We start from the raw sequence: 24,224 nt of genomic DNA, 5'->3' as shown, positions 1-24,224 counted from the left end.
CGATGGACTGGACGAGGCTGCTCGTGCTCGGCCTCGAACCGGGGGAGGTGTACGCACACCCGTGCGGGGAGTCGGAGTGGATCGTGCTCCCGCTCTCGGGCGCGTGCGAGGTCCGCTGCGCGGAGCCGTTCCCCGCCCCGCCCCTTCCCGAAACCGGGGGCACAGCCCCCAGCCCCCGCTCCCCCGGGAGCGGACCGCAGGTCTTCCGACTGCGGGGGCGGGCCGGGGTGTTCGACGGTCCGACCGACTTCGCCTACCTTCCCCGGGACGGCCACGCCGAGGTCACCTCCCCCGCCGGCGGCCGCTTCGCGCTGGTCGGCGCCCGGTGCGAGCAGCGTTTCCCTGCCCGGTACGGGGCCGCCGCCGAGGTGCCCGTAGAGCTCCGCGGAGCCGGACAGTGCTCCCGCCAGGTCAACAACTTCGCCGCCGCCGACGCCTTCGCCTGCGACCGGCTCATCGCCGTGGAGGTGCTCACGCCCGGCGGAAACTGGTCCTCCTACCCGCCCCACAAGCACGACGAGCACCACCCCGGAGTGGAGTCCCGGCTGGAGGAGATCTACTACTACGAGATCGCCCCGCACGGGAACACGCCCGGCCTCGGCTACCAGCGTGTCAGCCCCTCCCCGGCGGGGAAGACCGACATCCTCACCGAAGTGAGGACCGGCGACGCGGTTCTCATCCCGGACGGCTGGCACGGCCCCTCCATCGCCGCGCCCGGCCACGACATGTACTACCTCAACGTCATGGCGGGACCCGGCGGGACCCGGGAGTGGCTCATCCGGGACCACCCCGACCACGGGTGGATCCGCTCCACCTGGACCGGCCGGGACATCGACCCCCGGCTGCCCTTCCCCCGAGCGGAGGACCCCGCATGACACAGACCGGTACCGGGACCGTCCGGCTCACCGTCGCGCAGGCCCTCGTCCGCTTCCTCTCCCGCCAGTACACCGAGCGCGACGGCCACCGCCACCGGCTGATCGCCGCCACCTGGGGGATCTTCGGGCACGGGAACGTCGCCGGGATCGGCCAGGCCCTGCTGGAGAGCGGCCGGGAGGAGATGCCGTTCCTGCAGGGCAGGAACGAGCAGGCCATGGTGCACGCCGCCGTCGGGTACGCGCGGCAGAGCGGGCGGCTGTCCGCGCACGCCGTCACCACCTCCATCGGTCCGGGCGCGACCAACCTCGTCACCGGGGCCGCCCTCGCCACCATCAACCGGATCCCCGTGCTCCTGCTGCCCGGGGACGCCTTCGCGACCCGTCCCGCCGACCCCGTGCTCCAGCAGCTGGAGCCCCCCCATGCGGGTGATGTCTCCGTCAACGACACGCTGCGCCCCGTCTCCCGGTACTTCGACCGGATCACCCGCCCCGAGGCCCTGATCCCCGCCGCCCTGCAGGCCGTACGGGTCCTCACCGACCCCGTGAGCACCGGGGCCGTCACCCTCGCGCTGCCGCAGGACGTACAGGCCGAGGCGTACGACTGGCCGCAGGAGTTCTTCGCCGAGCGGGTCTGGGGCGTACGCCGGCCCCGGCCCGACCGGACCGAGCTGGCGGCCGCCGCCCGGGCCGTACGGGACTCCGCGCGGCCGCTGATCATCGCCGGCGGCGGGATCCGGCACAGCGGGGCGGGGGCGGCGCTGGCGGAGCTCGCGCAGGCCACCGGCATCCCGGTGGCCGTCACCCAGGCGGGCAAGGGGGCCCTGCCGTGGGACCACCCCGCCGACGTGGGCGGGATCGGGCACACCGGCACGGCCACCGCCGACGCGCTGGCCCGCGAGGCCGACCTGGTGATCGCCGCCGGCACCCGGCTCACCGATTTCACCACCGCCTCCGCGACGCTGTTCCAGCACCCCGGCGTGCGGTTCCTCGGGCTCAACCTCGACCCGTACGACGCACACAAACTCGCCGCCCGCCCGCTGGTCTGCGATGCGCGGGAGGGCCTTGAAGAACTTGCGGCCGAGGTCGCCGGTTACCGGGTGGACCCCGCGTACGAGGCGGCGTACAAAGAAGGGAAGAGGGCGTGGGAGCGGCTGGTCGACCGGGCCTACGCCGCTCCCGACGAGGACGCCGTCCCGACGCAGGCACAGGTGCTGGGCCTGCTGGACGGCCTCGTCGACGGTGACGACATCCTGATCAATGCCGCCGGCTCGCTCCCCGGGGACCTGCACAAGCTGTGGCGGGCCCGCTCCGCCGACCAGTACCACGTCGAGTACGGCTACTCCTGCATGGGCTACGAGATCCCCGCCGCGATCGGCACCGCGCTGGCGGCGCCCGGCCGGCCGGTGTGGGCGCTCGTCGGCGACGGGACGTACCTGATGAACCCGACCGAGATCGTCACCGCCGTGCAGGAGGGGATCCCGGTCAAGGTGGTGATCCTCGACAACCACGGATACGCCTCGATCGGCGGCCTCTCGGACGCGGTGGGCGCCGAGGGGTTCGCCACCGCGTACCGCTTCCGGGCGGCGGACGGTTCGTACAGCGGTGCGCCCCTCCCCGTGGACCTGGCGGCCAACGCGGCCTCTCTCGGGATGGCCGTAATCCGCGCCCGCACCATCGGTGACCTGCGCAAAGCCCTCGCCCAGGCGCGGGCGTCGATGCGTCCCACATGTGTCTACGCACAGACCCGAACACCCGACACTGTGTCGGGCCCGCCCCCGGCACAGGCATGGTGGGATGTTCCTGTGGCCGAGACCGCGACCCGTGCGGAAGCGGCCCGAGCCCGCGAAGAGTACGACCGGCAAGCCGCGCAGCGACGTCGCCATCTTTGAAGGAGTCAGGCATGAAGACCGTCAACCACTGGATCGGTGGCAAGACCGTCGAGGGCGCGTCGGGCAACTACGGCCCGGTCACCGACCCGGCCACCGGCGAGGTCACCACGCAGGTGGCCCTCGCGTCCGCCGACGAGGTCGACTCGGCCGTAGCGGTCGCCAAGGAGGCGTTCCTGACCTGGGGGCAGTCCTCCCTGGCCGCCCGCACCAAGGTGCTGTTCGCCTACCGCGCCCTGCTGGACGCCAACCGCGACGCCATCGCCGACCTGATCGTCGCCGAGCACGGCAAGGTGCACTCCGACGCGCTGGGCGAGGTCGCCCGCGGCATGGAGATCGTCGAGCTGGCCTGCGGGATCACCGTGCAGCTCAAGGGCGAGCTGTCCACCTCGGTGTCCAGCCGCGTGGACGTCTCCTCGATCCGCCAGCCGATCGGCGTGGTCGCGGGCATCACCCCGTTCAACTTCCCGGCGATGGTGCCGATGTGGATGTTCCCGCTGGCCGTGGCCTGCGGCAACACCTTCATCCTCAAGCCGAGCGAGAAGGACCCCTCGGCCTCCACGCTGCTGGCGCAGCTGGCGAGCGAGGCCGGTCTGCCGGCGGGCGTGCTGAACGTGGTCCACGGTGACAAGGTCGCCGTCGACGCCCTGCTCGCGCACCCCGGCATCGCGGCCGTCTCCTTCGTCGGCTCGACCCCGATCGCCCGCCACATCCACACCACCGCCTCCGCCAACGGCAAGCGCGTGCAGGCCCTGGGCGGCGCCAAGAACCACATGCTGGTGCTGCCCGACGCCGACCTGGACGCCGCCGCCGACGCCGCGGTCTCGGCCGCCTACGGCTCGGCCGGCGAGCGCTGCATGGCCATCTCGGCCGTCGTCGCCGTCGGCGCCATCGGCGACACCCTCGTAGAGAAGATCCGCGAGCGCGCCGAGAAGATCAAGATCGGCCCCGGCAACGACCCGCTCTCCGAGATGGGCCCGCTGATCACCGCCGCCCACCGCGACAAGGTCGCCTCGTACGTGACGGGCGCGGCCGCACAGGGCGCCGACGTGGTCCTGGACGGCACCGGCTACACGGTGGAGGGCAACGAGAACGGCCACTGGATCGGCCTCTCGCTGCTGGACAACGTCAAGACCGACTCCGACGCCTACCGCGACGAGATCTTCGGCCCGGTGCTGTGCGTGCTGCGCGCCGAGACCTACGAGGAGGGCGTGGCGCTCATCAACGCCTCGCCGTTCGGCAACGGCACCGCCATCTTCACCCGCGACGGCGGCGCCGCCCGCCGCTTCCAGCTGGAGATCGAGGCGGGCATGGTCGGCGTCAACGTGCCGATCCCCGTGCCGGTGGGCTACCACTCCTTCGGTGGCTGGAAGGACTCGCTCTTCGGCGACCACCACGTCTACGGCAACGACGGCATCCACTTCTACACCCGGGGCAAGGTCGTCACGACCCGCTGGCCCGACCCGTCGGACGCCCCGGGCGGCGTGGACCTCGGGTTCCCCCGGAACCACTGACCCCAGTCGCCGGCCGGCGCGCACCCAGCCGGTCGCACGCCTCGTAGGACCGCTCGCCCCCCGCAACCCTCACCGCGGGGGGCGAGCTCCGTTTCCGCCCCGGGTGCGGGCCGGCTAGTGCTGTGAGCGGAAAGGTTCACCGCGTCGCGGCGCCCGGCACGGCACCTCTCCCCCAGCTACCGCTGGGAGGCGCCCCCTGCTTTGTCGGACCACGCCGGTACGTCCAGTACGGGTCGTGGTCCTCCGCCTTGCGATGCACCACACCAGACACCGCGACCCGGCAAACCTTCCCGGCCACAGCACTAGAGCAGCGACCAGACGTCCTCCGGAGCCGTCTGCGACCAGACGGGGTCGCCGTGCCCGTAGCCCGCAAGGACGGTGAAGCGGACCCGCCGGTTGCCGCCCGCCCGGATCAGCCGGGCGCCCCGCGCGTGGTCGCCGCGCCCCAGCTCGGTGTTGATCCAGAGCACTTCTGCGGAGATCCGCGCCCAGTCGATCGCGTACGTCTTCTCGTCGCCCGCCCAGACCGCGGCCAGGTCCCGGGTGAGGGCGGCCGGGATCAGCCCGCTGCCCAGGGCCGAGGCCGCCGCGTGCCAGGTGGTGAGCGGGGTGTGGGTGAGGCTGAAGCGGTCCTGGTCCGGTGTGGCCCCGAAGGTGTAGGAACCCGCGCTGTGGCCCTGGGTGTAGATCCAGTTCGCCGGGCCGGGCATCAGCGAGGTGCGGACCAGCATGTAGTGGGCGAGCCCGGCGTTGGTGAAGCGGAGCCCCGGGTCCGGGGGCCAGGGCGCGGGGGAGGGGGCCGCCGGGTCGGTGACGGCCCGGGCGAGGATCGCCGCCAGGCCCGGGTCCGTCGCACGCGTGCCCCGTGCGAGCTGGGCCTCGTACGCGTCCCGGGTCTGGGCCGCCCGTACGGCCAGGTCGCCGGAGTAGGGGCCGGTCGCGTCCAGGGCCACCACCCGGGTCAGCCGGGGCGAGTCGTCGTGCGAGGCCGCGTCCAGGGCGAGGAGGGCCCCGGCGGAGTGGCCGAGGTACTGGTACGGCAGCCCGAGAGCCCCGTCCAGCGCCTCCACGACCGCGGCCAGGTCCCGGCGGTGCGCGGCGAGACCCCAGTCCGGGCCGACGTCGGCCGCCGTCGCGGCGTCCTCGCGCGGGGAGACGCCGACGACGAGCAGGCCGTCGCGGCGCAGCCGGTGGGCGAGGTTCCGGGAGGCCGGGGTGAAGAAGTCGGAGCAGAAGTTCAGTCCGCCGCCCGGCAGGAGGTACACGATCCCGCGCGGGGCCCGCCGGGTGTCCGCGATCACGTCCACCGTGACCGGGGCCGGACCGCCGTCGTCGAGCGGGAGCGTCAGCCGGATCCAGCCGTCCCCGGGAACGTACACCGCGGTACCGGCGCCCAGCGTCCGCTCGACGAGGGCCAGCAGCCCGATCCCCGCGGCGGCGGGGTCCGCCGCCCGGCCTGCGGGGACGCTTTCGTGCGCCGGCCGGCCGGGCTCCTCTTCGCCGTGCTGTCGTGCCATGCGTGGTGCCTCCAGGCGCCTGCCCCTGCCAGGCGATGGCCGAATGCCGCCGCCTGGGGGACACCTTTACCGATCAGCACGCTTCAGCCAAGTCCGTCGCCGGTTCCGGCTGTTCGGAGGATGCGTGGCGGCGCCGGCGCAGCACCCGGGCGGCGATGGCGGCTCCGGCCAGCACCAGGAGGACGCCGAGCGCGGGCCACGGCACGGCGAGGAACTCCGTAGCGGAAGAGGAGGAGAGGCCGGGGTAGGCCGAGGCGGAGGCGGTGATGTCGACGTCGACCCAGTCCGACTGGGGTGCGTCCGCCCAGTCCTCGGTCAGCTCGATCCGCTGGCCGGGCAGCAGGACGAGCCGCAGCTCGCGGGCCGGCCGGTCCAGCACCCGGCGGCCGAACAGCCCCTCGGCGGAGACCTTCACCTTCGGCTCGACGACCACGTTGCCCCGGTTGACCAGGGAGTACGTGATCTTGGCGCGGGCGTCCTTGACCCAGGGCAGCAGCGGAGCCGCCCGGCTGACCTTCACGTCCTCCACGCTCAGCCCCGGGGTCACCGGCCCCGGAACCCGGAAGTACAGCCGGGCTCCGACCTGGCGCTTCACCCCGACCTGGACCTTGCCCTCCTGCTGGATGCCCTCCACGGCGGTGTTGAGGGCGACGATCCCGCCCACGTGGTCACCGGGCGTCGCGTCCGCCGGGACCTTCACGGAGAACGGGAAGTCCTTGCGGCCCTTGGGCGGCACGGTGACGGTGGCCCTGGTCTCGGGCGGCAGAGCCACCCACGTGCCGAGGTCCTTGGGCTTCGTCTCGACCGGCAGCAGCGCGAAGCCGCCGCCCACCGGGGTGTTGACGGCGTCCGTGGCGAATATCTGGAACGTCAGCTCCTTGTCGGAGGAGTTCACGATCGTGGCGCTGTCGCTGATGGTGGTGCCGGCCTCGCCCTGGTGGAAGAAGTACGCGCGGTCGGTCATCGCCGCACCGGCTGCGGGCGTCGGGAAGACGCCCCAGGTGCCGTTGTCCGCGGCCGTCGCGGGGAGGGCCGGGAGCAGCAGGGCGGTGAGGCCGAGGAGCAGGCCGAGGAGGAGGGTGCGGGTGCGCATGGGCGGTTCTCCAGTCGGGCCGGACGGGGAAGGGGGAGCGCCGGGGGTGCCGGGGAGGCGGGGAGCGGGGGCTGAGGAAGGGTGGTGCGCGGAAGGGTGGTGCGCGGAAGGGTGGTGCGCGGAAGGGTGGAGCGGGGTCGTACGGGTCAGGCGATCGAGAAGGTGACGACCGACTGGTAGGTGTCCGCGAACATGAACGGCGGGAGCTGGATCATTCCGGCTCCGCCGACCTCGAACTCGCCACCGGTCAGGTTGTCCCCGCCCGCGGCCGCCGAGGCGACCTTCATCGGGACGTCGGAGATCGCACCGGGCGCACCGGCGGTGCAGGGGCTCGGGCTGTCCGGGTTGGTCACCTTGCAGGTCGGCTGGATGCCGATCTGCGCCGTGGCCATGGAGTGGCCGGTGACCGAGTTCAGGAACGGCGTCCGGGTCGCCGAGACGTCCCAGCCGAGGGTCCCCCCGCGGAAGTCCTGGACGGCCATGGCGGTGAACTGGCCCACGACCGACTGGGACTTGCCGTTGATGGTGACCGAGCCGAAGCTGACGGCGGGGTTGCCCGCCTGCGGGCCGATGGCCAGCGGGCCGGGCAGGACCTCTACGTCGACCGGGTTCTGCACACCCGGCTGCTGAGCGATGAAGACGTAGTCCTTGTACGGGAGGATCGAACCGTCGATCCGGATCTTGTCGGCAGGCAGGTTCACGGTGATGTTGCAGGTCGCGACGCCGGCCGCGGTGGCCGTGCCGCTACCGGTCTCGCCCGTGGCCGTGCCGTTCTTGAGCGCGGAGCAGGTGACCGCGCCCGCCGGGAAGTTGGCGCCCGTGACGACGACCTCCTGGCCCGCCTCGCCGCTGTTGGGCGACAGCTTGGTGGTGATCGGGTCCTTCGGCAGGGCCTCCACGGCCACCGAGCCGAGCGAGGCGCTCGGGCGCGGGTTCGGGGTGCAGGTGGTGGTGAAGACCGAGCCCATGAGGCTCGCGTCCGTCACCGACAGGTCCAGGGCCACCGTGACCGTGGTGCCCTCGCTGCCGTCCGGGATCTTGATGGTGCCGGAGAAGGCCTTCGGGTCGAGTGCCTGCCCGGCCACCACGTCGACCGTCTCGGGCGGGCTGACCACCGTCTGGACGGAGGACCCGACCTTCAGGCTGATCTTGGAGACGTTCGTGGTCGTCACCGAGAAACCGGGGATGACCGGGCTCGCACCCGGGTCGATGGTGATCGGGACCACGTCGCCGGCCTTGGCGCCGTCGGGCAGGGTGATGGTGAAGTTCTGGTTGCCCGAACCACCTGCCTGGGGCGGAGGGGCAACGCAGTCCATCGGGACGGGCGTCGTCTTGGTCGCGGCCTGTGCGGTGCCCGACAGGCCCACCACGGCGCCCGTCAGGGCCAGGGACAGAGCGCCCGCCCCGGCCAGAACTCTTCGTCGAAACGTTGTACTCACTGGGTCGCGACTCCTTCGTCATACGAACCCTCCCCCCACCCGCTGTGTGGGGGAGGTCGAGCCGGTGCGGTGGCCGACATTGACGCGTCGCGGTGATGAGAAGTCAATGACTTGCTTTCGCCCGAAGCACACAGAAATTGATGTGCCATCAGGCCGGGTGGTGCGCGGGGGTGGATACCTGCCGGCCGGTGGGCAGGGCGGGTGGGGCGGGTGGGGTTCGCAGGCGGTTCGCAGGCGGTCCCGGCCCCCGGTCCGACCTGGGCTTCTGCGGGAACTCGCCGGGGGCGGGAGCGGGGGGCGGGCCGGGCAGGCGCCGGGGTTCGGCAGCCGCCCGCAGGGGCCGGGGAGGCGCTGCGGGCGGAGGGCCCCGTACGGGCTACTTGTCGGCCGGCACGTGCAGCAGCAGGTTCGGTGTCCCGGCCGGCAGGGCGGTGATCCGGTCCCGAACGGAGTCCCGTACGAGAGTTCCGGCCACCTGTGCGGGCGTCTTGCGGGGGCCGCCGGCCGCCAGTCCGCGCGCCAGCACCAGCGCGGCGGCGCCCGCCGCGTGCGGGGCCGCCATCGAGGTGCCGGAGGCGCGGGCGGCGGCCGTGGCGGAGCCCTTCCAGGCCGAGGTGACGCCCACGCCGGGAGCGGAGAGGTCCACGCAGGCACCGTAGTTGGAGAAGGAAGCACGCCGGTCCTGCGCGTCCGTCGCGCCCACGGTGAGGGCCTGCGGGACGCCGGCGGGGGAGCCGGTGCAGGCGTTCTCGGCGGAGTTGCCCGCGGCCACGGCGAAGGTGATCCCGGACGCGACCGCCCGCGCGACCGCCCGGTTCAGGGCGAAGCTGTGGCCGCCGCCCAGGCTCATGTTCGCCACGGCCGGGGTGGCGGGCGACTTGAGGGCGTCCTTCACCATCCACTCGATACCGCCCGTGATGGCCGACAAGCTCGCGTCACCGCGGCAGTCCGCCACCTTCACGGCGACGAGCGAAACACCCTTGGCCACCCCGTACGTGGCTCCGCCGACGGTCCCCGCGACGTGCGTGCCGTGGCCGTTGCAGTCCGTGGCGCCCTCCATGAACACCGCGTTGGCGCCCCAGCGGGCCCGGCCGCCGAACTCCTGGTGCAGGGTGTTGATCCCGGTGTCCACGATGTACGCGGTGACCCCCTCGGCCTTGGCCGGGTACGTGTACGAGCCGTCGAGCGGCAGCTCGCTCTGGTCGAGCCGGTCCAGGGACCAGGGCGCGGGAGCCTGCACCAGGGGCGCGGCGGCGGCCTCGTCGAGGGGGGTGTCGCCGGCCGGGGAGCGGGCTGCCTCTGTGTCGTCGACGGGGGTGCCCCCGACCGGGGAGCCGTCGGCTCCGGTGCCGCCGACGGCGATGTCGTCGCCCGTCGCGTGGCCGGCCGGCGGGTCGCTGATCCGGAAGACCGCATCGGGCTCCACGGACGCCACCCGGGGATCGGCGGCGAGTTCGGCGGCGCGGGCGGCGGTGGTGCGTACGGCGAAACCGCTCAGGGCGGTGTCGTAGACGGCCCCGACCCGGTCACCGGCGGCCTCGGCCTCGGCGGCGAGGGCGCGGGTGGCGGCGTGCGCGGAGGCGCGGGTGACGGCGTCCTTGAGGACGACGACGTAGGGGGCGGTGGGGGCGTCGGCGGTGGCGGCTGCGGCGTGGGCGGCGTACGGCGGCAGGGCGGTGGCCGCCGCCAGCAGGGCGGCGGCCGGGATCAGCGCGGTGAATGCGGTCATATGGCCGATGCTTCGCGAGGCCCGGGCCGACCGCGCGGAGGGTGCGCCGACTGGCCCCACGACACGCCGCCCCGGGGGGCAGCGGGCGCGCCCACGCTCCGCGTCGACTCCCTCCTCCGCCATGCGATGCACGGCGCCGTACCGGATCCCGCGACGGGCCACAGCCTTCCCGGACACAGCGCTAAGGAGCGAGGGGCCAGCCGAGCATCCTGAAGACGCCCTCGTCGCGGGCGCCGGCTGCTCCGTACGTGGACAGCGCGGCCTCGTTGTCGGTGTCGACGCCCACCCACATGCCGTAGCAGCCGCGTGACTCGGCCTCGGCGGCGAGCGCCTCGGTCAGGGCGCGGCCGATGCCGCGCCGCCGGTGGGCCACGTCCACGGAGAGCTCGTAGAGGCACATCTCGGTGCCCTTGTCGGGGTGGATCATCTCGATGCCGGAGACCATGCCCGCCGGTACCCCGTCCACGTAGGCGATGAGCATGAGGTGTCCCGGCGCGGCGAGGAAGCGCTGCGACCAGTCCGTACGGGCGGGACCGTCGAAGAGGCCTTCCGCGGCTTGGAGTTCGGCCGGGGTGCGGGCGGGGCGGATGTCCATGGCGGTGACGATAATGGCCGGATGGGAAACAGGCAGCAGGGTTTCGACGAGGCGTGGCATGCTGCGCCGGAGCCGGTGCGCAGGGCGCTCGCCCTCGCCTACGAGGCGCTCGCGGCCGGAGGCCTCGCGGTCGGCGCGGTCCTGACGGACGCCACCGGGAAGCCGGTCGCCGAAGGACGCAACGAGGCCTACGAGGAAGGCCCGGGCACCGGGCCGCTGCGCGGAACGCCGCTCGCCCACGCCGAGATGAACGCGCTGGGAGCCGCCCGCACGGGCTGGAACCTGGGCACGGCGACGCTGTGGAGCACCCAGGAGCCGTGCTCGATGTGTACGGCGGCAGCCGAGTTCACCGGCGTCGGGCGGGTGCGGTATCTGGCCCCGGACCCATGGGCCCTGTCGAGCGGCCACGGAACCGGCTCCGACCCCTACCCCGCCGCGGACCCCGGCGGGCCGCACTGGCTGCTGGCGGCCAACGCCATGTTCCTGCGGAGCGTGGCCGCGGCCTCGGACGGCCCCGGGGAGCCGCGGATCCTGACACACCACCGGGCCGTCGAACCGGAGACCACCGCCTTCCACGACAGCCTGCCGGCGGGCCTGCCAACGGCCACCGGGCCCGAGGACTGGCTGCGCCCCCACTGGACCAGGCTCACGGAACTCTCGGTGGCCCGCGAACTGCGCACCGGCCGCTGACACCCCCCGGGCGGACCGGGTCAGGGAGTGGTGGCCGACACCTGCCGGACCAGCGTGCCGTCCTGCGAACTCACCTCGGGGGACGGGGTGCCGTCGGTCCAGGCGAAGACCTCTTTGCCGCGCACCGTGACCTGGTACCGGTAGGCGCCACGGCACTCGGGCCGCTCCTCGGACCCGGTGCCGGCCGGCCACCACTTGGCCTCCAGAGCCGTCCCCATGCGCTTGCTCGGCGTGCCCGCCGAGCATTGCGGGCCGTCCAGCGGGGTCGCGCCCAGGGTGAACCGCAGCAGCCGCGCCCCACCGTCGGTGCGCGCCTTTATTCGCACATCGGTCGCGTCCTTGGGCACCCAGTCCGGCAGCACCCACGTCGGCTCCCCGCGCGTCGAAGCGTCGGCGGCCGTCGCGAAGCGCATGCCCTTCTCCTTGAACACCCGGTCGTTGATCGTGTCGGTCAGGGGGTTGGTCGGCAGGTTGGGCAGGGCGATGGCAGCGGTGGCGAGGACTCCCACGGTGGCGGCGGCGATGACGAGAGGACGGCGGTTCATGTCCATGAGTATTCGCGGCGGCGGCCGTAGTCCGCGTCCCTCCCTGGGACCAACCGGATCTCTGCCTGAAGAGTGACATCGACTCATACCTGAGTACTGGCTCTGCCCTTCGACAGAGGCCCGGATCCCTCGCGAGGCGTATGACCGGACCCCGTCCGGCCTCGGATAATCATCGATATGTCTGCCATGGGCCGCTCGCTGCTCCGGGCCGCCGCCGAGGCCTTCGGCGGGGGTCTGCTCGTCATGCTGGCGTTCGGGCTCATCAGCCAGATCGGCGCCGCCCTGCCCGCCTACGCCAAGGTGGGGCTGACGCTCGTCGCACTGGCCCTGTTCGTCGTACGCCGCCGCCACCCGGAGGCGGCGCTGCTCGGCATGGGAGCCCTGCTCGGGGTGATGTCCTGCTTCGGCGTCCTGATGGCCGTGACCGCCTACACGGTCTCCCGGCAGCTGGCCGGGGCGGGCCGCCGGGCCGCCGTCCTGTTCGGGGCCGGCTCGCTCACCGTGCTCACGGCCGCCGCCTCGGCGTACCGCGAGGGCTTCGGCACTTGGCAGTACGGGCTCACCCTCGGCATGGTGCTCGCCGCTGTCGCCGTCCTCGTACCCGGGCTGCTCGGGGCCTCCGCCGGACAACAGCAGCGGCTCCTCGCCGCCCTGCGCGAGCGGACCGCCGCGGCCGAGGAGAACCGCAGGCTCGCCGAGAGCGAGTCCCGCATCCACGAGCGCTCCCGCATCGCCGCCGAGATGCACGACCTGGTCGGACACCGCCTCAGCCTCATCTCCCTGCACGCGGGCGGACTGGAAATGGCCCTGCGCGGTCCGGCCGGCGAAGGCTCCGACGAGCTGCGCGAGAGCGCCGCGCAGGTACGGCAGGCAACCCGCGACGCCATGCACGAGCTGCGCGAGGCGCTCGGGGTGCTGGGGCCGCTGTCCCGGGACACCGGGACCGACGCGCTCACCGATGCCACCGGGACCCGCGCCGACATCGAGGCGCTGGTCGCCGAGTCCCGGGCCGGCGGTGTCCCCGTCGACTTCGAGTGGACCGGGCCCGGCACGCAGGACCGGGAGGCGCGGGTGCGGCGGGCGGTGCACCGCGTCGTGCGCGAGGCGCTGACCAACGTGCACCGGTACGCCGCCGGGGCGCCCGTCGGGGTGCGGGTCGCGCACACCGCCGACTCCGTCACGGTCGCCGTGGTCAACGGGCCCCCGGTGCGACCCCTCGGCGCGGGCCCCGACGACGCGGCCGGGGCCGGCACCGGGCGGGGCCTGAGCGGGCTGCGCGAGCGCGTCGCCCTGCTCGGCGGAGACCTCGCGGCCGGGCCGGACCCCGCCGGCGGCTTCACCGTGCGGGCCCGGCTGCCCGCCGTCCCCCCGACGGCGGCGCAGACCGACGCCGCACGCGCGAAGCCCCGTACGCCGGGCCCCGCGGGCTCCGCCGCCCGGCGGCTGAGGCGGGCCCCGCTGCTGATCCCGCTCGCCCAGGCGGCCTCGGGACTGCTCGGCCTGGCCGGCATCGGAGCCACCCTGATGTACGGCCTGCAGCTCGTCGGCAACGCCCGGCCGCTGGACTACGTCCCACCGAGACAGCCGGAACTCGGGATGACGCGGCAACAGGCCGAAGCCTCCGGGGTCTTCGACGAGAAGATGGCCCGCGCCGCGGCCGCCGGGCGGGAACCACCGCGCCCCGCGGGCGCCACCGAGTGCGTCTACCCGTACAGCCGCGCCCCCGTGGGCCGGGACCGCCTGGAGCTCACCCGCTACTGTTTCCGCGGGGACGTTCTCCTCCAAATCACCCCGTTAGAGGTGCCCGTGGTGCCCACCGACCCGCCCAGCCCGCCCACCCCCTCCGGGAGCACACATGAATGACCCGCAGGCGCCGGACGGGCCCGGCGCCGCCACCACCGGCGGCATCGTGAGGGTGCTGCTCGCCGACGACGAGCAGATGATCCGGGCCGGCGTGCGGATGATCCTCAAGCACGCCGGCGGCATCGAGGTGGTCGCCGAAGCCGCCAACGGGGCCGAGGCCGTGGACCTCGCCGAGGAGCACCACCCGGACGTGGTCCTCCTCGACATCCGGATGCCCGTACTCGACGGTCTCGCCGCGATCGGCCCGCTCACCGCACTGGACCCGGCGCCGCAGGTCGTCGTGCTCACCACCTTCGGCGACGACGACAACGTGCTGCGCGCCCTCGCGGCCGGAGCCACCGGGTTCCTGCTGAAGGACGAGGGCCCCGACGAACTGATCAGCGCCGTACGGTCCGCCGCGAGCGGCGACGCCGTCCTGTCGCCGGGCGTCACCGGCACCGTCATCCGCCGGATGCTGCAGGGCGGCGGGGCCGAGCCGCGCGTCGCCGCACCGGCGGGTCCCGACGCGCGGATCGCCGCACTCACCGAGCGGGAGCGGGAGGTACTCGCCCTGCTCGGCACGGGCCTCGCCAACCTGGAGATCGCCCGCCGGCTCGGCATCGGCATCGGCACGGTCAAGACGCACGTCGGCTCCATCCTGGAGAAGACCGGCAGCGCGGGGCGGGTCCAGGCAGCCCTCCTCGCCCACCAGACCGGGCTCGCCGCCGACGTGTGACCCTGCCCGAAGGGATCTGTCCCTGGCGAAGGGGCCGGGCCAGGAAGGGAGATGGGGAGAGGGCTCCCGAGCGCGGCGCCCCGACACCGTTGGCGGGGGACCTCGTTAGAGGTGCGTGCGCCGCAGCCCCGCTCCCGCCCCGACTCCGACCGCCGCTTCGGCCCCGGCCCCGACTCCGGCTACCGCCCGGTCCCGGGCCCGGTTCCGGTTCCAGTTCCGGGTGTCCGCTCTGGCCTCCGGCGCGGTGGCGGTCGTACTCGCCTTCGCGCCGCCCGCGTCCGCGGCCCTGCGGGCCCCCGCGGTCCCGCAGGACAAGCCGCAGGTGTTGAGCGGCTGGACGCAGCCGGGCCCTGCCAGTCAGGACGCCTGGGCCGCGGCGCGCGGGAAACAGGGCGAGTGGGGTGCGTACGGCTTCGACTGGTCCACGGACTACTGCACCACGTCTCCGGACAACCCCTTCGGCTTCCCCTTCCGGACGGCCTGCGCCCGGCACGACTTCGGCTACCGCAACTACAAGACGGCGGGGGAGTTCCAGGCGGTCAAGCCCCGGCTGGACGAGATGTTCCACTCCGACCTGAAGCGGGTCTGCGCACGCTACGCGGGCGCCCGCAAGGCCTCCTGCGAAGGCACCGCGTGGACCTACTACCAGGCCGTCAAGGCCTTCGAGTAGCCCCGAGCCGCCACGGCCCGGACCCGCAGCACCAGGCGGTCGGGGGCAGCGGTATCCCCGGGGCCGGTCCTGGGGCACGGTGCTACGAGGGCTGCGGGGAACGCAGTTCCAGCAGGGTGATGTCCGCCGGGGCGCCGACCCGAACCGGCGGGCCGAGGAAGCCCGCCCCGTTCGTCACGTACACCTGGGTGTCGTCCACCTTGCCGAGCCCGGAGTTGACCGGATTGGCCAGCTCGGTGATCGCGGTCAGCGGGAACATCTGCCCGCCGTGCGTGTGTCCGGACAGCTGGAGGTCCACCCCGTGCCGGGCGGCCTCGTCGGCGAACACCGGCTGGTGGGCGAGGAGCACGACGGGACGCGACAGGTCCCGCCCGCCCAGGGCCTTCCCGAGGTCGGGCCCCCGGCCGTACTCCTCCCCCGCGAGGTCCTCGACCCCGGCCAGGTCGAGGTAGGCCCCGTTGTGCCGGATCTCCACGCGTTCGTTCACCAGAGGGCGGACGCCGACGTTGCGCAGTTCGCCCAGCCAGTCCTCGACCCCGTCGTAGAGGTACTCGTGGTTCCCGGTGACGAAGAAGCTGCCGTACCGCGAGTCGAGCCCCTTCAGCGGCCGGGCCGCAGGCCCCAGCTGGGACGCCGTTCCGTCGGCGAGATCGCCGACGATCGTCACCAGGTGGATGTCGCTGACGACGGCGATCCGCAGACCGGCCAGGCGCGGGTTCACCTTGGAGAGGGTGACCGGGACCCGCTTGGTCAGCGGATCCCCGAGCGCCGAGGACATGCCGTAGCCCACGGTGCCCAGGGCGGTGGCCCCGGCCAGGGTGCGGTGCCCACCGCCCGGCCGAGGAAGAGCCGGCGGCCGACCAGGCGGCCCCCGGCCTCCGCCGGGGCGGGCGCCGTCGGCTCCGGCGCCCCGGGCTCGGCGGCCGGTGCCGACGCCGCCGGCACCGGAGTCGCATCCGTCTGCTGCTCGGCGCGCCGCCACGTGCGCAGCGCGAGCGCCTGCGGCAGTTCGAGTAACACGAGCGTCGGCAGCAGGTAGAGCAGCACTCCGATCAGGGTGTAGCCGGGCCACGCCAGGAACCGGCCACCACCTCCGTCCGAGGGATCGAACAGCGGGGTGAGGATCCGGGTCCCGGGAGCGAGCAGCGCCGACAGGACCACCCCCCCCACGTGGCCAGTCGCCGCACGGACGTCCCCGGTCCGGTCGTGTCACGGACCAGGCGGATCCACAGGTAGTAGTGGACGCCGGCGGAGCCCACCAGCATGAGCGCCGTCACTCCGAATCCCAGCATGTCTCTCTCCCCAGGGCCGGATGGATCAGGCGCGGTCGGCGGGAACGCCGACCCCTGCCCTGTCGGGCTGCCCGGAGGCAGAGGCAGAGGCAGAGGCAGCGGCAGAGGGTGCGGCCGGAGCCGACGACTCGGAGATGCCGAACCGGTCGTGGAACGCGCGCAGGGGCGCCCGGGGCCCACCAGTTGGCCTTGCCGGCGAGCCGCATGGAGACCGGTACGAGGACCGCACGGATCAGCGTGGCGTCGACCAGGATGACCACGACCATGCCGATGCCGAGCGTCTTGAGGAAGACGATCTCGGACGAGGCGTACGTGGCGACGGAGGCCGTGAGGATGACCGCCGCCGAGGTGATCAGCGGGCCGCTGCGCTCCAGGCCGGCGGCCACCGCGCCCGTGTTGTCGCCGGTGAGGTCGTACTCCTCCATGATCCGGGACAGCATGAAGACCTCGTAGTCCATGAAGAGGCCGAAGGCCACGCAGAACATCAGGATCGGGATGCTGGGCTCGATCGAGCCGCTCGGGGTGAAGCCGAACAGGTCGGCCAGGTTGCCCTCCTGGAAGATCCAGACAAGGACGCCGAACGTCACGCCCATGCTCAGGGCGTTCAGGAGCATGGCCTTCGCCGGGAGGAGCAGGCTGCCGGTCATCAGGAACAGGACGAGGAACGTGGTCACCAGGATCAGCCCGAAGACCAGCGGCAGCCAGTCGACCGGCTCGGCGCGGAACTCGCTCGGCTCGGCGCGGGGTAGCCGCCGACCTTCACAGAGCCCGGCTCGGCGCCCTTGGCGGCGACGGAGCGGATCTCGGAGTGGGCCCGGTCGATGTCCTGGGCGACGGTGCGGTGCGTGGCGACCATCGAGTACCAGGTGCTGCGCTCGCCCGCGAACCGCCGGGAGGAGTCACCGGGTTCGGCGATCTTTTGGCCCTTCGCGTACGAACCGGTGAGGGCGTCGACCTGGTGGATGCCGGAGACTTGGGACAGCGCGGTGGCCGCCGTGGCCCCGATCGAGGACCGGTTGGCGTCGGTCCCGGCCTGGTCGGTACGCAGGACCTTGCTCCCGCTCATTTCCTCAGCGGCGAAGTTGTCGAGGATCTGCTGCTGGACCACCCGGCTGGACACGTCACGGGGCAGCACCTGCGCACCCGGCACGCCGAAGGTGAGACCCAGTACAGGCGAGGCCGGCCCCAGCAGCAGCACCACCAGCGCCGGGATTCCGTACAGCAGCGGCCGGCGCATCATGCGCAGCGCGGTGTGGTGCCACCAGCCCTGCTCGGGGCGGGTGTTCTCGTTCTTGCGGGCGGCCTTGTGGCCGAGGCGGGCCAGCGAGGCGGGCAGGACGAGCGCGGCTTCAAGGGGGGCGACGGACCTACGTTGCGACTGCGGTTCCGTCTTCTCGGACCGCTGCAGACCAATCGTGGGACGAAGGCGCTGGAGCTGGGGCCGCCGAAGCAACGGGCCCTGCTGACGGTGCTGTTGCTCAGACCGGGGCTGGAAACCGGTGTCGAGCAGCGGAGTCTTCCTGGAGTGGTCGTCCGGCGGCTATCGGATGGACATCGGCCACTCCGAAGTCGATCTGTACGAGTACGAACGGCTGGCGGCGGCCGGCATCGCCGCCGCGCGCAAGGGCGAGATCCTGCGGGCGGTCGGGCTGCTGGAAGAAGCGCGCGTGATGTCCAGCGCCGCGGCCCGTTCGGCTGACCGTCCGACACCCCGGACCTCCAAGGGTCCGGGGCTTACGTCGCCGCTACGTCGCCGCCGCTAAAATCCCCTGACCTGCACGAAAGCCCTCCGCGGGGGAGGGCTTCGGGGTCGGGCGTGAAGTGTGCCCCCGGCAGGACTCGAACCTGCGGCCAAGTGCTTAGAAGGCACCTGCTCTATCCACTGAGCTACGGGGGCCGGAAGGTGGCTGTGGTGGCCTGGAGCCCCTGGGTGGGGGTGGGGCTGTGGTCCGCGCCGGGGTCAAGGATAGGGCTCCGGTTGCCTTGTCCCGGTTGCTTCACCGGCGTGCCACGATGTGGAGGTTCGGTGAAGCGGTCCCGATAATCGCAGGCAGGTGCGATTCGCGCACCGCTTTTGCGCCGTGGCGCCCTGGGTGTTGTGCACTCGTTATGCCTGCGCCCCACTCGTCCGCTCTGTCCGGGATGCGCTACTGGAGTAGCGCTCGGCGCGCAGAGGACGTATAAGCTTCAAAAATGCTCCTAAATTGGGCATTCTTCGCATGTGGTGACCTTGGATGTTCGGCCTCAGCTGCTCGATGCCCTGTCCGCTCTGCGCGACCGGGTCGCGTCCGTGCGTCTGCCGCTGCCCCTGCCCGGAGCCCCCCGCGCCCGCCAAACCAGAGCCGAGCTGCTCGCGCAGCTCGACGACTATCTCGTACCCCGGCTGAAGGCGCCGGACGCGCCGCTGCTCGCCGTCGTCGGCGGGTCCACCGGAGCCGGTAAGTCCACCCTCGTCAACTCCCTCGTGGGGCGCCAAGTGAGTGAAGCCGGGGTACTCCGGCCCACGACGCGCACCCCCGTCCTCGTCTGCCATCCGGATGACCACCACTGGTTCGCCGGGATGCGGGTGCTGCCCGACCTGATGCGGGTCTGGGATCCCCAGGACGACGAGGACAGCCCCACGCCCGCCCGGAAGCCCCCCCACCGGCAGGCCGGCAAGCACTCGCACGCGCAAGCCGCCCGCGAAGTACGGATCGAGACCGTCTCCACCCTGCCCCGCGGCCTCGCCATCCTCGACGCCCCCGACATCGACTCCCTCGTGGTCGACAACCGGACGCTCGCCGCCGAACTCATCTGTGCCGCGGACGTCTGGGTGATGGTCACCACCGCCTCGCGGTACGCCGACGCCGTCCCCTGGCACCTCCTGCGCACCGCCAAGCAGTACAAAGCCACCCTCGTCACCGTCCTCGACCGGGTCCCGCACCAGGTGCTCGCCGAGGTCTCCAGGCAGTACGGGGCCCTGCTCACACGGGCCGGACTGGGCGAGGTGCCCCGGTTCACCGTCCCCGAACTGCCCGAATCGACCGGCGGGGGCGGGCTGCTGCCCGCCAGCGCCGTGGCCCCCCTGTTCGCCTGGCTCGCCCACCACGCCCAGGACCCGGCCGCCCGCCAGTACGCCGTCGGGCGCACCGCGCTCGGCGCACTCGACTCCCTCTCCCGGCGGATGCCGGAGCTCGCATCGGCCGTCGCGGCCCAGCACGCCGCCGCCGTACGGCTGACCTTCGCCGTCGAGGACGCCTACAAGCGGGAGGGCAAGCGGGTCCGGGGCCGCCTGGACCAGGGCGCCGTACTCGCCGGGGACGCACTGACCCGCTGGCGCGGCTACCCGCTCGACACCAGCGCCGACGAACTGCTCGACTCCCTCGCGGACTCCCTCGCGGCCCTGCTCCAGTGCGCCGTCGCCGCCGCCGACGAACGCATCGCGGATGCCTGGCGGCGCGAGCCCGCCGCCGGAGCCGTGGCCCTGCCCGCCCCCGACCGCGAAGCGGCGGAACGTATCGGCATGGCCGTACGGCGCTGGCGGCGCGTGCTGGAGGAACTCGCCGAGGAAGAGGTAGCGCGGCTCGACAAGCAGCCCGCACCCGACCCCGACGGGGTCGCCGCCCTGCTGGTCGCGGCCCTCCTCGGCGGCAAACGGGCCCGGCCCGCCGGGGAGAAGCTCGCCGAACGGATCGGAGTGCAGGCCGCCGTGCGCCTGCGCGACCGGGGCGGCGAGCTCGTCGCCGAACACCTCGACCAGGTGCTGCGCGCCGAACGCGACCGCCGCCTCGCCCCGATCGAAGCACTTGAAGTGAGCCCCGAACCCCAGGCCGAGCTGATCGCCGCGCTGTCCGTACTGCAGAAGGAGAGGTGACGCGGTGACCGCCCTGACCGACCGCACCGACGACCGCTGGGACGACGGACTGATCGCCCGCTCGCGACCCCGGACCAGCGAGGACGACTGGCCCGCCGGCGGTGACGAAGAGGGCGACGAAGCACTGGTACGGGCGGTTTCCGGCGCCGGAAGCGACGGCGGCAGGGCCCCCGCGCCCCCGCTCAGCCCCGAGGCGCAGGCCCTGCGCGTCCGCCTCGAAGCGATGCGCCAGCTCATCGGACTGTCCCGGACGCGGATCCTCGACGGAAAGTCCCTCGCCGAAGCCGGACGGGTGCTGGACGAGGCGGCCGCGCGCCGCGGACTGTCGGCGCAGCACACGGTCGTCGCCATCGCCGGAGCCACCGGAAGCGGCAAGTCCACCCTCTTCAACTCGCTCGCCGGAGTGCAGATCTCCGAGACCGGGCTGCGCAGGCCGACGACCGCCGCACCCATCGCGTGCAGCTGGTCCGACGGCGCCGCGGGACTGCTCGACCGGCTGGAGATCCCGGGCCGGCTGCGCCGCCGCCCCCGCGAAACCTCGGAAGCCGAGGCACTGCGCGGCATGGTCCTCGTCGACCTGCCCGACCTGGACTCGGCGGTCGCGGCCCACCGCGACCACGTGGACCGGGTGCTGGCACTGGTCGACGCCGTGGTGTGGGTGGTGGACCCGGAGAAGTATGCGGACGCCGTCCTGCACGAGCGCTACCTGCGGCCGCTGGCCGGGCACGCCGAGGTGACCTTCGTCGTGCTGAACCAGGTGGACAGGCTGCCCGGAGAAGCCGCCGACCTCGTACTGGACGACCTTCGCCGGCTCCTCGACGACGACGGGATCGCGCTCGGCGAACACGGCGAGCCCGGGGCCACCGTCATCGGGATTTCCGCTCTTACGGGTGAAGGCGTCGGGGAACTGCGCGAGATGCTCGGACAGTTCACCCAGGAGAAGGGCGCCGCGACCCGCCGCATCTCCGCCGATGTGGACAAGGCCGCGGCCCGCCTGCGGCCGCTCTACGTGGCCGACGGCCACGCCGGGCCGGAGATCGGGGAGACCGCGCGCGCCGAGTTCGAGGACCGGCTCGCCGAAGCGGTCGGAGCGTTCGCGGCCGGGCTCGCCGCCGAGCGGGCCTGGCGGCGCAATGCCGGAAAGGCCTGCGGCACGCCGTGGCTGCGCCTCTGGCGGTGGTACGAGAGCCGGCGCGCCCCCCGCTCACTGGCCGGGCTCGCCGCCCTGGCGGCGATCGGACGTTCCCAAACAGCCTTCGAGCCGCCCGTCGAGGAAGAGGTGACGGCCCGCCAGCGGGTGGAGCAGGCCGTGCGCACCGTCGCAAACGAGGCGGTCCTCGGCCTGCCCGACCCCTGGGCGCAGGCCGTACGGGAGACCGCGGTCCGCGGCGCCGAAGGGCTCCCCCAGGCGCTCGACGAGATCGCGGTGACCCTCGGGTCGGCGGTCGCGGTGCCCAGCGTCCGGCCGCCGCGGCCCTCGTGGTGGCCGGCGGCGGTGCTGGCGCAGGCGGCCATGACCCTGCTCCAGATCTTCGGCGGCCTGTGGCTGGCCGGGCAGATCGTCGGGGTACTGCCGCCGAACCTGATGCCGCCGGTCCTGCTGATGGTGGCCGGCATCATCGGCGGACCACTGGTGGAGTGGGCCTGTTCGATCGGGGCCCGGGGCCCCGCGCGGCGCTACGGGCAGGACGCGGAGCGGCGGCTGCGGCAGGCCGCGGCCGGCTGCGGGCGGGCCCGGGTGCTGGAGCCGGTGGCGGCGGAGCTGCTGCGCTACCGGGAGGTGCGCGAGCAGTACGCGACGGTGGCGAAGTTGTCCACAACCCGTCAGTAGTCCACAGGCTCCGGCGGGTTCCGGCGGTCCGGGCCAGCATGTTCCTACCCCGTGCGGATGGTCCGGACGGGTACGGAACGCGGGTCGGGGCGGCGCGTGGTCGAGCGCGCCTTCCGGGCCCCGGAAGGACGGCCGGGATGAACGACACCCAGGTGACACTGGTGGGCTACGTGGCCACGCAGATCGACTACAAGGACACGGCGAGCGGCCCGGCGGCCCGGTTCCGATTCGCGGTGACCCCGAGGTACTACGACCGGAAGAAGGAGACCTGGGCGGACGCGCCCACGAGCTTCTACACGGTATGGGCCCGGCGCGGACTCGCCGTGAACCTCGCAGGCTCCGTTTCCGTCGGCGAACCGCTGGTGGTGCACGGAAAGCTGCGGGTGCGCGAGGATCCGCCCGACGGGGAGGGCAACCGGTGGTTCTCGGCCAACATCGACGCGACCGCCATCGGGCACGACCTGAACCGAGGCACGGCCGCGTTCCGGCGGGTCGTCAGGACGGACGTGCCGCTGATGGGCCCTCAGAAGGCGGCGGTGGTCTGAGTGTTCGAGGAGGCTAGGATTCCCCGGTACTCACGGGCACCTGGGCCTTCGGCCCGAAGGGGAAGACTGTGTCGATTGCCGTTCCCGCATCCTCCGCTCCTGCCGCCGCTCCCGGCCCCGCTCCTGCCGGTGCCGTTGTCGGCGCTCCGGTCGGCGTTGCCGCTGCCGCTGCCGCCCAGGCCTGCGGCGCACCCTCGCTGCGCACCAAGTCCGCCGCGGCCGTACGGGGCTCCGCGCGGCGTCCGATCGCGGTGGCCCTGCTCGCCGCCGCGCTGGCCGGAGCCCCGGGCGCGGTGGCGGCCGCCGACACCGGCCCGGGCACACCCCGGACACCGGAGGGCGCGAGCGCCGTCCTGGACGGGCTGAAGACCTACGGCCAGGCCGTCCTGCGCGGCAAGGACGGAACCGTACGGCAGATCCCGGCCGGGCTGTACGAGATGCGGGTCGACGGCGGCGGCATGCTCCAGACGTACGGAGTCGGCGTCTCGGGCAACGCGCAGCCCCAGGCCCGGTACGCGGAGATCGGGTGGAACGGCACCCCGCTCGCCGGAAACGGCGAGGCGAGCCGGATCCGCTGGGTCCTGGAGCACTCCTACCCCCAGCTGAACGATCTGGCCGGGCTCGCCAAGGCGGCCGGAGCCGCCGCGCTCACCGCGCAGAGCGCGGCGGCCGGGACGCAGGTGGCCATCTGGCGGCTGGCCGAGGGAGTGCGGGTGGAGGCCGTCGACCCGGAGGCGGAGAAGCTGGCCGACTACCTCCAGCGGGCGGCGCGACGGCTGCCGGAACCGCCGCCCTCGCTCGCGGTGGATCCCGGCGAGGTATCGGGGCCGCTGGGTACCCGGATCGGACCGGTCACCGTGCGGACAGGTGCGCAGAGCGTGAGCGTGACCCCGGACGCGGCGGCCGTGGCCATGGGGGTGCGCGTGGTCGACGCCCAGGGTCTGCCGGTCACCTCCGCCGTCAACGGCGGCAAGCTGTACTTCGAGGTGCCGGCGGGGACGCCGGACGGCGCCGCCGCGGTCACCCTGCGCGGTTCGACCCGCGTACCGGTCGGCCGGGTCTTCACCAGCGGGATCCCGGCGCAGGTCCACATCGTGGCCGGCTCCAGCCAGTCCTCCACCGTGGCCACGGCGACGGCGAAGTGGCCGCAGCTCCCCGATGCCCAGCCGGTCGACGCCGCTGCACCGGGCACGGAGGTCACGACGCTGGGCGCGCGATCGGGCGCCGCCCCGGCAGCGGATCCGGACACCTCGGACGAGCGGCTGGCCGCCAGCGGCAGCTCCGCAGCCACCCCGGTGATCGCCTCCCTGGCGGTGGGCCTGGTCGTCCTGGGCGGCCTGGTCGTCCTGCTCCTCCGCAAGCGCCCCCTGGAAGACGGCCCCGACCCGGAACGCGGACCGACCCCGGAGTAGGAACCCGAGCCGAGGCCGGCCGGGACGAGGGGCCGCCCCCCGGATCGAGCCCGGCCGCCACCCGACCTGTCCGGAGCCCTGCCGGGGCCCCGGACACGAGCCGGGCTCCGGCCCTGGCCCCGGCTCCGGATCTCCCTCCGCCGGACCCCCCCGGCCACCC

At 73.5% G+C, this 24,224-nt stretch carries 22 protein-coding genes and 1 tRNA gene; 12 read left to right on the top strand and 11 right to left on the bottom strand.

Translation table 11 applies throughout. From position 1 onward, the window contains the following. Positions 1-2 precede the first annotated feature (2 nt). The 3 genes from iolB to OTB20_RS29590 are packed head-to-tail and all read left to right on the top strand — an operon-like array spanning position 3 to position 4,275. The gene (gene iolB / locus OTB20_RS29600) at positions 3-875 is read left to right on the top strand and encodes a 5-deoxy-glucuronate isomerase (protein ID WP_267822209.1); all 873 of its coding nucleotides are present in this window, start codon (positions 3-5) and stop codon (positions 873-875) included. After that, on the top strand, positions 872-2,764 hold the full coding sequence (gene iolD, locus OTB20_RS29595; RefSeq protein ID WP_267822121.1) for a 3D-(3,5/4)-trihydroxycyclohexane-1,2-dione acylhydrolase (decyclizing): 1,893 nt from the start codon (positions 872-874) through the stop codon (positions 2,762-2,764). The genes iolB and iolD overlap by 4 nt, the downstream gene beginning before the upstream one ends. An 11-nt stretch (positions 2,765-2,775) precedes the next feature. After that, positions 2,776-4,275 (top strand): CoA-acylating methylmalonate-semialdehyde dehydrogenase, encoded by a 1,500-nt coding sequence (locus tag OTB20_RS29590; protein ID WP_267822119.1) that lies wholly within the window; start codon positions 2,776-2,778, stop codon positions 4,273-4,275. Positions 4,276-4,577: 302 nt separating this feature from the next. Here OTB20_RS29590 and OTB20_RS29585 read toward each other — a convergent pair whose 3' ends face one another. From OTB20_RS29585 to OTB20_RS29565, 5 genes are all read right to left on the bottom strand, one after another. Then, positions 4,578-5,792 carry a hypothetical protein gene (locus tag OTB20_RS29585; RefSeq protein WP_267822118.1) on the bottom strand — a complete coding sequence of 405 codons (1,215 nt, stop codon included), beginning with the start codon at positions 5,790-5,792 and terminating at the stop codon, positions 4,578-4,580. A gap of 73 nt (positions 5,793-5,865) precedes the next feature. Continuing rightward, entirely contained in the window at positions 5,866-6,885 is a 1,020-nt protein-coding gene (locus tag OTB20_RS29580) for a WxL protein peptidoglycan domain-containing protein (RefSeq protein WP_267822116.1), read from the bottom strand. 146 nt (positions 6,886-7,031) lie between these two features. Then, positions 7,032-8,324 (bottom strand): hypothetical protein, encoded by a 1,293-nt coding sequence (locus tag OTB20_RS29575; protein WP_267822114.1) that lies wholly within the window; start codon positions 8,322-8,324, stop codon positions 7,032-7,034. A 376-nt stretch (positions 8,325-8,700) separates the two neighbouring features. Then, a complete protein-coding gene (locus OTB20_RS29570) occupies positions 8,701-10,053 on the bottom strand; it encodes a S8 family peptidase (RefSeq protein ID WP_267822113.1) in 1,353 nt (450 codons plus the stop codon). Between the two features lie 181 nt (positions 10,054-10,234). Beyond that, complete coding sequence (locus tag OTB20_RS29565; protein ID WP_267822111.1) at positions 10,235-10,648, bottom strand: GNAT family N-acetyltransferase; 414 nt, start codon at positions 10,646-10,648, stop codon at positions 10,235-10,237. Between the two features lie 21 nt (positions 10,649-10,669). Between OTB20_RS29565 and OTB20_RS29560 the strand changes: the two genes are divergently transcribed. Further along, positions 10,670-11,338, top strand: a complete 669-nt coding sequence (locus OTB20_RS29560; protein ID WP_267822109.1) for a nucleoside deaminase — start codon at positions 10,670-10,672, stop codon at positions 11,336-11,338. A gap of 20 nt (positions 11,339-11,358) precedes the next feature. Here OTB20_RS29560 and OTB20_RS29555 read toward each other — a convergent pair whose 3' ends face one another. After that, the gene (locus OTB20_RS29555; RefSeq protein WP_267822107.1) at positions 11,359-11,883 is read right to left on the bottom strand and encodes a hypothetical protein; all 525 of its coding nucleotides are present in this window, start codon (positions 11,881-11,883) and stop codon (positions 11,359-11,361) included. 177 nt (positions 11,884-12,060) lie between these two features. Here OTB20_RS29555 and OTB20_RS29550 point away from each other — a divergent pair, with 177 nt between their 5' ends. The 3 genes from OTB20_RS29550 (at position 12,061) to OTB20_RS29540 (ending at position 15,131) form a co-directional block, all read left to right on the top strand. Further along, positions 12,061-13,746 carry a histidine kinase gene (locus OTB20_RS29550; RefSeq protein ID WP_267822105.1) on the top strand — a complete coding sequence of 562 codons (1,686 nt, stop codon included), beginning with the start codon at positions 12,061-12,063 and terminating at the stop codon, positions 13,744-13,746. Beyond that, entirely contained in the window at positions 13,739-14,461 is a 723-nt protein-coding gene (locus OTB20_RS29545; protein WP_324290432.1) for a response regulator transcription factor, read from the top strand. The genes OTB20_RS29550 and OTB20_RS29545 overlap by 8 nt, the downstream gene beginning before the upstream one ends. Positions 14,462-14,681: 220 nt before the next feature. Continuing rightward, on the top strand, positions 14,682-15,131 hold the full coding sequence (locus OTB20_RS29540; RefSeq protein ID WP_420716514.1) for a phospholipase: 450 nt from the start codon (positions 14,682-14,684) through the stop codon (positions 15,129-15,131). An 82-nt stretch (positions 15,132-15,213) separates the two neighbouring features. Here OTB20_RS29540 and OTB20_RS42555 read toward each other — a convergent pair whose 3' ends face one another. From OTB20_RS42555 to OTB20_RS29525, 4 genes are all read right to left on the bottom strand, one after another. Beyond that, entirely contained in the window at positions 15,214-15,909 is a 696-nt protein-coding gene (locus OTB20_RS42555; protein WP_324290431.1) for a metallophosphoesterase, read from the bottom strand. Next, complete coding sequence (locus OTB20_RS42550; RefSeq protein ID WP_324290430.1) at positions 15,882-16,301, bottom strand: hypothetical protein; 420 nt, start codon at positions 16,299-16,301, stop codon at positions 15,882-15,884. The genes OTB20_RS42555 and OTB20_RS42550 overlap by 28 nt, the downstream gene beginning before the upstream one ends. Before the next feature lie 103 nt (positions 16,302-16,404). Next, positions 16,405-17,097: an MMPL family transporter gene (locus OTB20_RS29530; RefSeq protein WP_267822103.1), complete on the bottom strand. Its 693-nt coding sequence runs from the start codon at positions 17,095-17,097 to the stop codon at positions 16,405-16,407. A gap of 5 nt (positions 17,098-17,102) precedes the next feature. After that, positions 17,103-17,876: a hypothetical protein gene (locus OTB20_RS29525; RefSeq protein WP_267822101.1), complete on the bottom strand. Its 774-nt coding sequence runs from the start codon at positions 17,874-17,876 to the stop codon at positions 17,103-17,105. A 46-nt stretch (positions 17,877-17,922) separates the two neighbouring features. Between OTB20_RS29525 and OTB20_RS29520 the strand changes: the two genes are divergently transcribed. After that, complete coding sequence (locus OTB20_RS29520) at positions 17,923-18,186, top strand: hypothetical protein (protein WP_267822099.1); 264 nt, start codon at positions 17,923-17,925, stop codon at positions 18,184-18,186. 61 nt (positions 18,187-18,247) lie between these two features. On the opposite strand, the gene OTB20_RS29515 is transcribed toward OTB20_RS29520, so the two are convergent. Then, positions 18,248-18,320 (bottom strand) — tRNA-Arg (locus OTB20_RS29515). Positions 18,321-18,653: 333 nt separating this feature from the next. Here OTB20_RS29515 and OTB20_RS29510 point away from each other — a divergent pair. The 4 genes from OTB20_RS29510 to OTB20_RS29495 all read left to right on the top strand — a co-directional run bounded on the left by OTB20_RS29510 (position 18,654) and on the right by OTB20_RS29495 (position 24,064). Next, positions 18,654-20,276: a dynamin family protein gene (locus OTB20_RS29510; RefSeq protein ID WP_267822097.1), complete on the top strand. Its 1,623-nt coding sequence runs from the start codon at positions 18,654-18,656 to the stop codon at positions 20,274-20,276. Between the two features lie 4 nt (positions 20,277-20,280). Then, positions 20,281-22,107, top strand: a complete 1,827-nt coding sequence (locus OTB20_RS29505) for a GTPase (protein WP_267822095.1) — start codon at positions 20,281-20,283, stop codon at positions 22,105-22,107. Positions 22,108-22,244: 137 nt separating this feature from the next. Then, entirely contained in the window at positions 22,245-22,652 is a 408-nt protein-coding gene (locus tag OTB20_RS29500) for a single-stranded DNA-binding protein (protein ID WP_267753680.1), read from the top strand. Positions 22,653-22,849: 197 nt separating this feature from the next. Further along, entirely contained in the window at positions 22,850-24,064 is a 1,215-nt protein-coding gene (locus tag OTB20_RS29495) for a thioester domain-containing protein (protein WP_420716513.1), read from the top strand. Positions 24,065-24,224: the final 160 nt, after the last annotated feature.

The sequence above is a fragment of the Streptomyces sp. H27-H1 genome (assembly GCF_026627445.1).
GTDB lineage: Bacteria > Actinomycetota > Actinomycetes > Streptomycetales > Streptomycetaceae > Streptomyces.
Note: the sequence above shows the minus strand (reverse complement) of the source record. Positions and strands in the feature narration are given on the sequence as shown.